Here is a 12,112-nt window from a genome sequence, read left to right on the forward strand (position 1 = left end):
CGCCGGTTACGGGCGCGTCATCCGCAGGACATCCAGCGCCTCGTCGAGCTGCTCCAGCGTCAGGTCGCCGCGCTCCACGTAGCCGCTCTCCAGGACGACTTCGCGGATCGTCCTCCGCTCGGCGAGGGACTTCTTGGCGACCTTCGCGGCCTCCTCGTATCCGATGTACTTGTTCAGCGGGGTCACCACGGACGGGGACGACTCGGCGTACTCGCGGGTGCGTTCGCGGTCCGCGGTGATGCCGTCGATCGTCCGGTCGGCCAGCAGCCGCGACACGGCCGCGAGCAACCGCACCGACTCCAGCACGTTCTTGGCGATGACCGGGAGCATGACGTTCAGTTCGAAGTTGCCCGCGGCACCGGCGGTGGTGATGGTGGCGTCGTTGCCGATGACCTGGGCGGCGACCATCAGCACGGCCTCCGGGACCACCGGGTTGACCTTGCCCGGCATGATCGAGGAGCCGGGCTGCAGGTCGGGCAGCCGGATCTCGGCGAGGCCGGTGCGCGGCCCGGAGGACATCCAGCGCAGATCGTTGGCGATCTTCGTCAGGCCGACCGCGATGGTCCGCAGCTGCCCGCTGGTCTCCACGATGCCGTCCCGGGCGCCCTGCGCCTCGAAGTGGTCGCGGGCCTCGGTGAGCGGCAGCCCGGTGGTCCGGGCGACCTCGGCGATGACGGCGGCGGAGAACCCGGGCGGTGTGTTGATGCCGGTGCCCACCGCGGTGCCGCCCAGCGGCAGCTCGGCCAGGCGCGGGAGGGAGGCCCTCAGCCGCTCGACGCCGTACCGCACCTGGGCCGCGTACCCGCCGAACTCCTGCCCCAGCGTCACCGGGGTGGCGTCCATCAGATGGGTCCGCCCCGACTTCACCACGTCCGCGAACTCCTCGGACTTGCGCTCCAGGGAGGCGGCGAGGTGCTCCAGGGCCGGGATCAGGTCGTGGGTGACGGCTCCGGTGGCCGCGATGTGGATCGAGGACGGGAAGACGTCGTTGGACGACTGCGAGGCGTTGACGTGGTCGTTGGGATGCACGTCCCGGCCCAGCCGCTCGGTGGCGAGGGTGGCGATGACCTCGTTGGTGTTCATGTTGGACGAGGTGCCGGAGCCCGTCTGGAACACGTCCACCGGGAAGTGCTCGTCCCACTTCCCCTCGGCGACCTCACCGGCCGCCTCCTGGATCGCCTCCGCCGTGTCCTTGTCCAGCACGCCCAGCTCGGCGTTGACCTTCGCCGCCGCGGCCTTGATCCGGGCCAGTGCCTCGATGTGGGCCCGCTCGATGCGCTGCCCGGAGACCGGGAAGTTCTCCACCGCGCGCTGCGTCTGCGCCCGCCACTTGGCGTGGGCCGGGACCCGGACCTCGCCCATCGAGTCGTGTTCGATGCGGTATTCGCTCATGCCGGGTACAGCGATCTGTGCGCCGGGGATGTTCCGGACGCCGGGCCGTACGGGTGGGGGCGGGGCCGTGAGGGCGGGGGCGGAGCCGTACCGGGTGCGGATCGGTGCGGATCGGAGCCGTAGGGGTGCGGGGGCCGGCCGCCCGGCTGCTGCAACGGCATGACCGCGTCACCGGGTCGGGGGAGTGCGCCTCCGGCCGCCGCGCCGGACGTCCGGGATCAGGGTGACCATCACCTCAAGGTGACTTGGCGACTCCCGGCCGTCACCACAGCTGGCAGGAGGACAACCGGTGAACCCCACTCTCAGGCGACTGCTCGGTGTCACCGCGGCCGCGGCCACGGGCGCCGCGGCCCTGCTCGGCACCGGCGTCGGCGCGGCCGACGCCGCCGGCCGCGCACACCACGCGTACTGCGACCGCTCCGTACGGCCCGTGTGGACCGGCGGCGACCCCAGCCGCAACATGACCGCCCACGGCTGCGACCTGCCGGACGACGGGCGCCGCTGGTACACCGTCGAGGTCGACGACCTCGTGGAGCCCCACTACCGGACGGACTACCTGGACGGAGGGGTCGAGCGGACCGAGACCACGCACGACAGGACCATCAGGTGCATGGGCTACATCTCCCACGGCGACACCGTGGACTGGTTCGGCTGCGTGCCCCACTGACACGTCCCGGCCGCCCTGCGGGGCGGGGTCCGCGGGACGGACCCCGCCCCGGGCGGTCAGGCCAGCCCGGGACCGCGCACCGGGATGCTCGTGAACGTCGGCTGCGGAGCCGGGTCCTGGAAGAAGTCGTTGCCCTTGTCGTCCACCACGATGAACGCCGGGAAGTCCTCGACCTCGATCTTCCAGACCGCCTCCATGCCCAGCTCCTCGTACTCCAGGACCTCCACCTTCTTGATGCAGTCCTGGGCGAGCCGGGCGGCCGGACCGCCGATGGAGCCGAGGTAGAAACCGCCGTGGGCGTTGCACGCGTCGGTGACCTGCTTGCTGCGGTTGCCCTTGGCGAGCATCACCTTGGAGCCGCCCGCGGCCTGGAACTGCTCCACGTAGGAGTCCATGCGGCCGGCCGTGGTCGGGCCGAAGGAACCGGAGGCGTACCCCTCGGGGGTCTTCGCGGGACCGGCGTAGTACACCGGGTGGTCCTTCAGGTACTGCGGCATCTCCTCGCCCGCGTCCAGCCGCTCCTTGATCTTGGCGTGCGCGATGTCACGGGCCACGACCAGCGGGCCGGTCAGCGACAGCCGCGTCTTGACCGGGTACTTGGTCAGCTCGGCGAGGATCGTGTCCATCGGCTGGTTGAGGTCGATCCTCACCACGTCGGACGCCTCGTCGAGGCCCGCGGCGGAGCCGCCGTCCAGCTCGGCGTCGGTGGTGTCCGGCAGGAAGCGCGCCGGGTCGGTCTCCAGCTGCTCCAGGAAGACGCCCTCGGCGGTGATCTTCGCGACGGCCTGCCGGTCGGCCGAGCAGGAGACGGCGATGGCGACGGGGCAGGACGCGCCGTGCCGCGGCAGCCGGATCACGCGGACGTCGTGGCAGAAGTACTTGCCGCCGAACTGCGCGCCGATGCCGATCTTCTGGGTCAGCTCGAAGACCTTCTCCTCCAGCTCCTTGTCCCGGAAGCCGTGGCCGAGCGGCGAACCCTCGGTCGGGGCGTTGTCCAGGTAGTGCGCGGAGGCGTACTTCGCGGTCTTCAGCGCGTACTCGGCGCTGGTGCCGCCGACGACGATCGCCAGGTGGTACGGCGGGCAGGCGGCCGTGCCGAGCGAGCGGATCTTCTCCTCCAGGAACTTCATCATGGAGGCCTCGTTCAGGACGGCCTTGGTCTCCTGGTACAGGAAGGACTTGTTGGCGCTGCCGCCGCCCTTCGCCATGAACAGGAACTTGTAGGCGCCGCCGTCGGTGGCGTACAGCTCGATCTGCGCGGGCAGGTTCGAGCCGGTGTTCTTCTCCTCCCACATGGTGAGGGGAGCCATCTGCGAGTAGCGCAGGTTCAGCCTGGTGTAGGCGTCGTAGATGCCGTGGGACAGGTGCTTCTCGTCCTCGCCGGCCGTGAGCACGTTCTGGCCGCGCTTGCCCATGACGATCGCCGTGCCGGTGTCCTGGCACATCGGCAGTACGCCCGCGGCCGCGATGTTGGCGTTCTTCAGCAGGTCCAGCGCGACGAACTTGTCGTTGGCCGACGCCTCGGGGTCGTCGATGATGCGGCGCAGCTGGGCGAGGTGGGCCGGGCGCAGGTAGTGCTGGATGTCGTGGACGGCCTCCTCGGCCAGCTTGCGCAGCGCCTCCGGCTCGACCTTGAGGAACGTCCGTCCGTCGGGCCCCTCGACCGTGGAGACGCCCTCGGAGGTCACCAGCCGGTACGGGGTGGTGTCCTCGCCCTGGGGGAGCAGATCGGTGTACGCGAACTCAGGCATCTCAGCCCATTCCTCACTCTGACGGACGGCGGCCCGCCGACGCTGGCGGGCCCGTCCAGCCTAGAACCTGCCGCCGACGGCGAACCTGTGAGGTAAGGCTCAGTCGGGGGTGTCGCGATCTATCGTGTGTGGGTACGCTGCCGACGTGGACCTTCACAAGCAGAGCGCACCCCCGCCGCCGGCCGAACTGCGCGCCTCCGACGCCGACCGCGACCGGATCGCCGACATCCTCCGCGAGGCCCTCGCCGAGGGCCGGCTGACCGCCGAGGAGCACGCCGAGCGCGTGGCCGGGGCACTGGCCGCCAAGACGGTGGGGGAGCTGGAGGTCCTCATCCGCGACCTGCCCGCCGCCCACCAGCGCCCCGCCGGCCCCGCCTACACACCCGTCCCGCCCCGCCCCACCCCGGGCGCGGTCCCGGCGGAGGCGGACGCCAGCGTGGTGGCGGTGTTCAGCAGCGCCATGCGCCGGGGCCGCTGGCGGGCCGGGCGCCGGCTGCACGCGTACGCGGTCTTCGGCAGTGTCGAGATCGACCTCAGTGAGGCGATCTTCGAGTACCAGCAGGTGGTCATCAAGGCGGTCTCCGTCTTCGGCGACGTCCAGATCCGCGTGCCGGAGAACATCTCGCTGCGCGGCACCGGCGGCGGGGTGCTCGGCAGCTTCGAGGTGAGCCCGCTGGACTCGGTCGACTCCGACGCGCCGGTGGTCTACGTCGACGGCTGGGCCGTCCTCGGCAATGTGGAGGCGCGGCCCAAGCGGGGCAGGCGCGTGGCGGACATCCTGGACCGGGTCCAGGACAAGGTCGACCGCAAGCTCCGCAGACACCTGGGTCACTGACGGTCCCGACGGCGGCCGGGGGCGTGAACGGGCCGCCGCGCGCCCGCCGGTGGGAACTCTGTGCATAGGCCCGCGCACAGCGGGTAGGCCTTGCTGCATCGTCTCTCGCTCGCGAAGCCGTCGTCAGGAGTAGACCGTGCTGCAACCGCCGCATTCGTCCCTGCAGGTCGCTGCCGTTCCGGCCCAGCGGGTGCCAGCGCGAGACAGGGACCAAGACGCCCCCTGGCACACCGAGGCGGTGTGCCGGCGCGACGAGGCCGGCCTGTTCTTCGCCCCGTCGAAGGAACCGACCGCCGCCCGGCTGTCCCGCGAGGAGGCGGCCAAGCGCGTCTGCTCCCGCTGCCCGGTCATGGTCGAGTGCCGCGAACACGCCCTGCTGCAGCCCGAGCCCTACGGCGTCTGGGGCGGCCTCACCGCGGCCGAGCGCCGGGTGGTCCTGGCGAGGCGCCGCCGCAGGGACCTGGAGCTGAAGAAGGCGGCACGCGCGGCGGCGGACCGCATGGCGGGCTAGCGGACGGAAAAGGGAAGCGGGGACTGCGCGGCCCTCACCGGCGACCGCACTCGCCGGCGGGCGCGCAGCCCCCTCCCGTGGGTGTTACTTGGCCCGGTCGAAGTCGATCGCGCTGTAGGCCCGCAGCTTGCTGAGCCGGTGCTCGGAGAAGATCTTCCGCACCGTCCCCGACTTCGACCGCATCACGATCGACTCGGTCAGCGCGGTCTCGGACCGGTACCGGACACCCCGCAGCAGCTCACCGTCGGTGATGCCGGTCGCGACGAAGAACACGTTCTCCCCGGAGACCAGGTCGTCGGTCGTGAGCACGCGGTCCAGGTCGTGCCCCGCGTCGATGGCCCGCTGCCGCTCCGCGTCGTCCTTGGGCCACAGCTTGCCCTGGATGGTCCCGCCCAGGCACTTCACGGCGCAGGCCGAGATGATGCCCTCCGGCGTACCGCCGATGCCGAGCAGCAGGTCGACGCCGGTGCCCTCGCGCAGCGCGTACACCGAGCCGGCCACGTCGCCGTCGGAGATCAGCTTGATGCGCGCGCCGGCCTCCCGGACCTCCCGGATCAGGCCCTCGTGCCGCGGCCGGTCCAGGATGACGACGGTGACGTCCTCCGGCGAGGACCGCTTGGCCTTGGCGATCCGGCGGATGTTCACCGCCACCGGCGCGTTGATGTCGACGAAGTCCGCCGCCTCGGGGCCGGTGACCAGCTTGTCCATGTAGAACACGGCGGACGGGTCGAACATCGCGCCGCGCTCGGCGGCGGCGAGGACGGCGATCGCGTTCGGCATGCCCTTGGCCGTCAGGGTGGTGCCGTCGATCGGGTCGACGGCGATGTCCACCTCCGGACCGGTGCCGTCGCCCACGTGCTCCCCGTTGAAGAGCATCGGGGCCTCGTCCTTCTCGCCCTCGCCGATGACGACCACGCCGTTCATCGACACGGTGGAGACGAGGGTCCGCATGGCGCGCACCGCGGCACCGTCGGCGCCGTTCTTGTCACCGCGCCCCACCCAGCGGCCCGCGGCCATCGCGGCGGCTTCGGTCACCCGGACGAGCTCCAGGGCGAGGTTGCGGTCGGGAGCTTCGGAGGGAACGTCGAGCTCGGACGGCAGATGATGATTTTCGGTCATCGGAGCGCACCTTTCTGATACGACGACGGCCGGATGAGGGTATTGAACCCTGACTCTATCGTCGGACAGACAAAATGAGCAGGGGACCCCACGGATGAGCGCATGGGGCACCTGCGACGATAGGGGGCGTGGCAGGTTCGAACGGCAAGCAGAAGACGGCCCGGGACATGGTGATCTCCCTGGTCCTGATCGGTATCGCGGCGTTGGTCGTCTACTTCCTCGCCATCCCGCACGACGATCACTCTCCCGACCTCAAGCGGGTCGACTACCGGGTCGAACTGCTCACGGCCCGCCGGGCGGCGAGCTACCCGGTGGCGGCGCCGGAGGGCCTGCCGAGTACCTGGAAGGCGACCTCCGTACGCTTCCAGGGCGAGAACTCCGATCGCTGGCACCTCGGCTTCCAGACCCCGGGTGGCCAGTACGTGCAGGTCGAGCAGTCCACGCAGAAGCCCTCCGACTTCATCGACCAGGCCAGTCAGGGCGGCTCGGCGACGAAGCGGACCGAGACGATCGACGGCCGCACCTGGACCCGCTACACCGGCGGCCGGTACGACGCCCTGGTCCTCGACGGCACGCCCGGCTCCACCACGGTGGTCGCCGGCACCGGCTCCTTCGAGGAGCTGAGGACGATGGCGGCGGCGCTGAGGATGAAGTGAGCCGTGAGGTGGGCCGTACCACCTCCGCTTACGCGAAGAGGCCCCCGGCGGTGCCGGGGGCCTCTTCGCGTACGCGGGCTGCTCAGACGGTCGTGACGACGTCCTCGTAGGCCAGGCGCGGGGAGCGCGGGTACCAGGCGTCCGGGCCCGGCTTGCCGATGTTGACGACCATCAGCGGGGTGTGGTCGTCGTCCAGGAACTCCTTGCGGACGCCCTCGAAGTCGAAGCCGGTCATCGGGCCGGCGGCGAGACCGGCGGCGCGGACGCCGACGATGAAGTAGGCGGCCTGGAGCGCGGCGTTCAGCGTGGCGGAGCCCTCACGGGCCGGGCGCTCGGCGAAGAAGACGTCCTTGGCCTGCGGGAAGGCCGGGAACAGGTTCGGCAGCTCCTCGTGGAACTCGTTGTCCGCGGAGAGGATCGCGACGAGCGGGGCGGCGGCGGTCTTCGCCTGGTTGCCCTCGGCCATGTGCTGCACCAGGCGCTCGCGGGCCTCGGGGGAGCGGACCAGCGTGATGCGCAGCGGGGTCTGGTTGAAGGCGGTGGGGCCGTACTTGACCAGGTCGTAGATCGCCTGGACCTGCTCCTCGGTCACCGGCTCGTCGGTGAAGGTGTTCGCGGTACGGGCCTCGCGGAACAGCAGGTCCTGGGCGGCGGGGTCAAGAACGAGAGACATGTGACTTCCTCGGATGCGCGTCCGGCCCGGAGCCCCGGACCGGCTGACGGCACGACCCTACGACAGGTGAGGTTTAACCTTCAACTAAAGCGGGGGTGTGGTGACCCGCCTCACAGCCCACGTGCTCCGCTCAGTCCTCGGCCTGCTCCGTCTCCTCCTCCTCGGCCAGCGCCGCGTCCAGCCGGGCCCGGGCCCCCTCCAGCCAGCGCCGGCACACCTTGGCCAGCTCCTCGCCGCGCTCCCACAGCGCCAGGGACTCCTCCAGCGTCGTGCCGCCCGCCTCCAGCCGCCGTACGACCTCGATCAGCTCGTCCCGCGCCTGCTCGTACGAGAGCGCCTCGTCCACCTTGCTCGTCATTCGCTCACCTTCACTGTGAATTCACCCTCGGCGACGCGGGCCCGCAGCGCCTCGCCCGCCGTCACCTCGTCCGGACCGCGCACCACGTGCCCGTCGGCCCGCTGCAGCACCGCGTAACCGCGCTGGAGCGTCGCCGCGGGGGAGAGGGCCACCACGCGCGCGTGCGTGTGCGTCAGCTCCGACTCCGCGCGGTCCAGCAGATGCCCCACGGTCCGCCGGCCGCGGTCGAGCAGCGCGGCCACGTGGTCGGCGCGCTCGTCGACCATCCGGTGCGGATCCTCGACGGACGGCCGCGCCAGCGCGTGCGCCAGCCCGCGCTGCTCGCGCTCCAGGAACGCCGCCGTGCAGCGCCGCGCCCGGTCCCGCAGCATCCGCACCCGCTCCAGCTCCTCGCCGACGTCCGGCACGACCTTCTTCGCCGCGTCCGTCGGCGTGGAGGCGCGCAGGTCGGCGACGTGATCCAGCAGCGGGTTGTCCGGCTCGTGCCCGATCGCGGACACCACGGGCGTACGGCACTCCGCCACGGCCCGCACCAGCTGCTCGTCGGAGAACGGCAGCAGGTCCTCCACGCTGCCGCCGCCGCGCGCGACGATGATCACGTCCACCTCGTCGATCGCGTCGAGCTCCTTGACCGCCTGCACGACCTGGGGAACGGCGTGCACGCCCTGCACGGGGACGTTGCGCACCTCGAAGCGGACGGCGGGCCAGCGGTGCCGGGCGTTCTCCAGCACGTCCCGCTCCGCGGCGGAGGCCCGGCCGCACACCAGCCCGATCAGCTGCGGCAGGAACGGCAGCGGTTTCTTCCGCTCCGGCGCGAACAGGCCCTCGGCCGCGAGCGTCTTCTTCAGCTGCTCCAGCCGGGCCAGCAGCTCGCCGACGCCGACCGGCCTTATCTCGGCGGCCCGCAGGGAGAGCTGGCCCCGCGGCGCGTACCACTCCGGCTTCGCCAGGACGACCACGCGGGCGCCCTCGCCGACGACGTCCGCGACCGCGTCGAAGACCTGGCGGTAGCAGGTCACGCTGACGGAGATGTCGTACGACGGGTCGCGCAGCGTCAGGAACACGACGCCGGCGCCCGGCCGGCGCGACAGCTGCGTGATCTGCCCCTCGACCCACACCGCGCCGAGCCGGTCGATCCACCCCCCGATCAGCCGCGACACCTCGCCGACGGGCAGGGGGGACTCCGGGGACGTGTTCACAGCCATGCGGCGAGCCTAACGGCCGCCACCGACAGCGGGGCCGCGCGCCGTGGGAAGGGCGATGCGTCGTCGGGCGCGGGCGCCCGGCGGGCCGCTCGCGCGGTTCCCCCCGCCCCTTTGGGCCCGCGCCTACCGAGGGGCCTCCCGGCGCCCCCGCTGACCCGCCGGCACCAGCAACCCGGCCGCCAGCCAAGCCGCCCCCACCGCCTGCGCCGCCCCGGACGCCTCCACGATGACCGTCACCGTGACCACCGCCCCCGCCACCGGCACCAGCACATGCCGCCACCAGCTCAGCTCCCCCCGCCGCCGCACGAAATACCCCACCACGCTCGCGTGCAGCAGCGTGAACGCGGACAGCGCCCCGATGTCGACCACCGAGACGAGCCGGTCCAGACCGTCGTCCCGCCGTGCCGCCCACCCCGCGGCGACCAGCGTGACTCCCGGAAGCCGAGGCCGCGTCGCAGCCCGTCGCGCGCGCCGGTCGTGGAAGCTGTCGTTCCGGTGTCGGACATACGCCTCAGTCTTCCCCGCGGCGGCGCGCGGAAGCGATCCCGGCGCCGCCGAACGCACCCTTACGATGGGACGCATGACCGCTTCCTCTGGCCGCCGTGTCCTGCTCGCCGCCCCCCGTGGCTACTGCGCCGGTGTGGACCGCGCCGTGATCGCCGTCGAGAAGGCCCTGGAGCAGTACGGGGCCCCGATCTACGTCCGGCACGAGATCGTCCACAACAAGTACGTCGTGCAGACCCTGGAGAAGAAGGGCGCGATCTTCGTCGAGCGCACGGAGGAGGTGCCGCCCGGCAACATCGTCATGTTCTCGGCGCACGGCGTCGCCCCCGCGGTGCACGAGGAGGCCCGGCAGGGCCGGCTCGCCACCATCGACGCCACCTGCCCCCTGGTCACCAAGGTCCACAAGGAAGCCGTCCGGTACGCCAATGAGGACTACGACATCCTCCTGATCGGTCACGAGGGCCACGAGGAGGTCATCGGCACCTCCGGCGAGGCGCCCGACCACATCCAGCTGGTCGACGGCCCCGGGGACGTCGAGAAGGTCGAGGTCCGCGACCCGTCCAAGGTCGTCTGGCTCTCCCAGACCACCCTCTCCGTGGACGAGACCATGGAGACCGTCGACGCCCTGAAGACGAAGTTCCCCGGGCTCGTCTCCCCGCCCAGCGACGACATCTGCTACGCCACGCAGAACCGGCAGCTCGCCGTGAAGCAGATGGGCGCCGAGGCCGAACTGGTCATCGTCGTCGGCTCGCGCAACTCCTCCAACTCCAAGCGGCTGGTCGAGGTCGCCAAGCTCGCCGGCGCCCGCGAGGCCTACCTGGTGGACTTCGCCAGCGAGATCGACGAGGCCTGGCTGGAGGGCGTGAGCACCGTCGGCGTCACCTCCGGGGCCTCCGTGCCGGAGGTGCTGGTCGAGGAGGTCCTCGGGTGGCTCTCCGAGCGCGGCTACGCGGACGTGGAGCTGGTCAAGGCCGCCGAGGAATCCATCACCTTCTCGCTGCCCAAGGAACTCCGCCGTGACCTGCGCGAGGAGGCGGCGACCCTGGTCGCCGAGCGCGGCGGAAGCGGTACGCCCGGGGCATGACCGTCCGTGGTCCGTCGTAACGTGGAGCCATGCAGATCTTCGGCGTGGACATCGGCGGATCCGGCATCAAGGGCGCCCCTGTGGATCTGGACCGGGGCGACCTGGCCCAGGAGCGCTGCAAGGTGCTCACCCCGCACCCGGCGACGCCCGACGGCGTGGCCGACGGGGTCAGGCAGGTCGTGGACCACTTCGGCTGGACCGGCCCGGTCGGCCTGACCTTCCCCGGGGTGGTCACCGGCGGCGCCACGGTCCGTACGGCGGCGAACGTCGACAAGAGCTGGATCGACACGGACGCGCGCGCGTTGTTCAGCGACCGGCTCGGCGGCCTCCCGGTGACCGTGGTCAACGACGCGGACGCGGCCGGTGTCGCCGAGATGGAGTTCGGCGCCGGCCGGGGCCGCCGGGGCACGGTGATCCTGCTCACCTTCGGCACCGGCATCGGCAGCGCCGTCTTCGTGGACGGCGCCCTCCTGCCCAACACCGAGCTGGGCCACCTGGAGCTGAACGGCCACGACGCCGAGAGGCGCGCCTCCAGCAAGGCCAAGGAGGACCACGACCTCAGCTGGGAGCAGTGGGCGCACCGCGTCCAGAAGTACCTGGCGCACGTGGAGATGCTGTTCTCCCCGGAGCTGTTCATCATCGGCGGCGGGGTCAGCCGCAAGGCGCAGAAGTTCCTGCACCTCATCGAGGACATCCAGGCCGAGATCGTGCCCGCGCAGCTGCAGAACAACGCGGGGATCGTGGGCGCGGCGATGAGAGCGGCCCAGCACGCCTGACCGCCCGGGGCGGGTACGGCGGACGGCGCGCGGCGTGCGGCGTGCGGGGGCGGACGGGCGGCGTCCAGGGTCGGACGCGCCGCCGGCGCCACCGCACCCGTCGCGCGGCCTCCAGGGTCAGCCGCGCCGCCGGCGCGCCCGTACCCACCGCACCCGGCGCACGAGCACGATCACCCCGGCGGCGAGCGTCCCCCCGTACAGCCAGCCCGCCTGCGTGGCCAGCCCGGTGACCAGCCCCATCAGGCGGCCGGGCAGCCCCCCGCCGCCCTCGGCGACCGGAAGCAGCCCCACGGCGAACGCGATCGGCGCGACGACGGGCGCGCTCAGCACGTCCCCCGCGCGCACCCACAGCGCGGTCAGCACACACACCGGCAGGAACAGCACGCCGTAGACCGCCGGGGAGGCGCCGAACAGCAGCTCGTCCAGGCAGCCGAGCAGGAACATCCCCGCGACGCAGAACAGCCCGCTGCCGAGCCCGGTCAGCCGGGGGTTCGGCAGGTGCCGGGCACCTGGCGCGGACCGTGGCTCCCCGGCGGGCCTGCGCCGGGCCTGCGCCGGCAGCGGAGGTGACGAGGGCACGC

At 72.0% G+C, this 12,112-nt stretch carries 13 protein-coding genes and 1 pseudogene; 6 read left to right on the forward strand and 8 right to left on the reverse strand.

Translation table 11 applies throughout. From position 1 onward, the window contains the following. Positions 1–6: 6 nt before the first annotated feature. Positions 7–1,392 (reverse strand): class II fumarate hydratase, encoded by a 1,386-nt coding sequence (locus tag IEZ20_RS23365; RefSeq protein WP_189301926.1) that lies wholly within the window; start codon positions 1,390–1,392, stop codon positions 7–9. 289 nt (positions 1,393–1,681) lie between these two features. Here IEZ20_RS23365 and IEZ20_RS23370 point away from each other — a divergent pair, with 289 nt between their 5' ends. After that, positions 1,682–2,059 carry a hypothetical protein gene (locus tag IEZ20_RS23370; protein WP_189301928.1) on the forward strand — a complete coding sequence of 126 codons (378 nt, stop codon included), beginning with the start codon at positions 1,682–1,684 and terminating at the stop codon, positions 2,057–2,059. A 56-nt stretch (positions 2,060–2,115) separates the two neighbouring features. Here IEZ20_RS23370 and IEZ20_RS23375 read toward each other — a convergent pair whose 3' ends face one another. After that, a complete protein-coding gene (locus tag IEZ20_RS23375; protein ID WP_189301930.1) occupies positions 2,116–3,810 on the reverse strand; it encodes a fumarate hydratase in 1,695 nt (564 codons plus the stop codon). 145 nt (positions 3,811–3,955) lie between these two features. On the opposite strand from IEZ20_RS23375, the gene IEZ20_RS23380 reads away from it, so the two are divergent. Then, positions 3,956–4,645: a DUF1707 SHOCT-like domain-containing protein gene (locus IEZ20_RS23380; protein ID WP_189301932.1), complete on the forward strand. Its 690-nt coding sequence runs from the start codon at positions 3,956–3,958 to the stop codon at positions 4,643–4,645. A gap of 136 nt (positions 4,646–4,781) precedes the next feature. Then, positions 4,782–5,156, forward strand: a complete 375-nt coding sequence (locus IEZ20_RS23385) for a WhiB family transcriptional regulator (RefSeq protein ID WP_189301934.1) — start codon at positions 4,782–4,784, stop codon at positions 5,154–5,156. A gap of 84 nt (positions 5,157–5,240) precedes the next feature. Here the strand turns inward: IEZ20_RS23385 and glpX are convergent, their stop codons facing one another. Next, entirely contained in the window at positions 5,241–6,275 is a 1,035-nt protein-coding gene (glpX, locus tag IEZ20_RS23390) for a class II fructose-bisphosphatase (RefSeq protein ID WP_189301935.1), read from the reverse strand. 128 nt (positions 6,276–6,403) lie between these two features. On the opposite strand from glpX, the gene IEZ20_RS23395 reads away from it, so the two are divergent. After that, complete coding sequence (locus IEZ20_RS23395) at positions 6,404–6,931, forward strand: DUF4245 domain-containing protein (protein WP_189301938.1); 528 nt, start codon at positions 6,404–6,406, stop codon at positions 6,929–6,931. An 82-nt stretch (positions 6,932–7,013) separates the two neighbouring features. Here the strand turns inward: IEZ20_RS23395 and IEZ20_RS23400 are convergent, their stop codons facing one another. From IEZ20_RS23400 to IEZ20_RS23415, 4 genes and pseudogenes are all read right to left on the reverse strand, one after another. After that, positions 7,014–7,604 (reverse strand): malonic semialdehyde reductase, encoded by a 591-nt coding sequence (locus tag IEZ20_RS23400; protein WP_189301940.1) that lies wholly within the window; start codon positions 7,602–7,604, stop codon positions 7,014–7,016. 130 nt (positions 7,605–7,734) lie between these two features. Further along, entirely contained in the window at positions 7,735–7,962 is a 228-nt protein-coding gene (locus IEZ20_RS23405; protein ID WP_189301942.1) for an exodeoxyribonuclease VII small subunit, read from the reverse strand. Further along, on the reverse strand, positions 7,959–9,167 hold the full coding sequence (gene xseA / locus IEZ20_RS23410; RefSeq protein ID WP_189301944.1) for an exodeoxyribonuclease VII large subunit: 1,209 nt from the start codon (positions 9,165–9,167) through the stop codon (positions 7,959–7,961). The genes IEZ20_RS23405 and xseA overlap by 4 nt, the downstream gene beginning before the upstream one ends. 123 nt (positions 9,168–9,290) lie before the next feature. After that, positions 9,291–9,599, reverse strand: a pseudogene (locus IEZ20_RS23415) (amino acid permease); the annotation flags it as partial. Between the two features lie 139 nt (positions 9,600–9,738). On the opposite strand from IEZ20_RS23415, the gene IEZ20_RS23420 reads away from it, so the two are divergent. Then, positions 9,739–10,755, forward strand: coding sequence for a 4-hydroxy-3-methylbut-2-enyl diphosphate reductase (locus IEZ20_RS23420; RefSeq protein WP_189301946.1), 1,017 nt, complete (start codon positions 9,739–9,741; stop codon positions 10,753–10,755). A 29-nt stretch (positions 10,756–10,784) separates the two neighbouring features. Beyond that, positions 10,785–11,531, forward strand: coding sequence for a polyphosphate--glucose phosphotransferase (gene ppgK, locus IEZ20_RS23425; protein WP_189301947.1), 747 nt, complete (start codon positions 10,785–10,787; stop codon positions 11,529–11,531). A 117-nt stretch (positions 11,532–11,648) separates the two neighbouring features. On the opposite strand, the gene IEZ20_RS23430 is transcribed toward ppgK, so the two are convergent. Continuing rightward, the gene (locus IEZ20_RS23430; RefSeq protein ID WP_373303963.1) at positions 11,649–12,110 is read right to left on the reverse strand and encodes a DUF6542 domain-containing protein; all 462 of its coding nucleotides are present in this window, start codon (positions 12,108–12,110) and stop codon (positions 11,649–11,651) included. Between the last annotated feature and the right edge of the window lie 2 nt (positions 12,111–12,112).

This window comes from Streptomyces cinerochromogenes (assembly GCF_014648635.1).
In the GTDB taxonomy this organism is placed as follows: domain Bacteria; phylum Actinomycetota; class Actinomycetes; order Streptomycetales; family Streptomycetaceae; genus Streptomyces; species Streptomyces cinerochromogenes.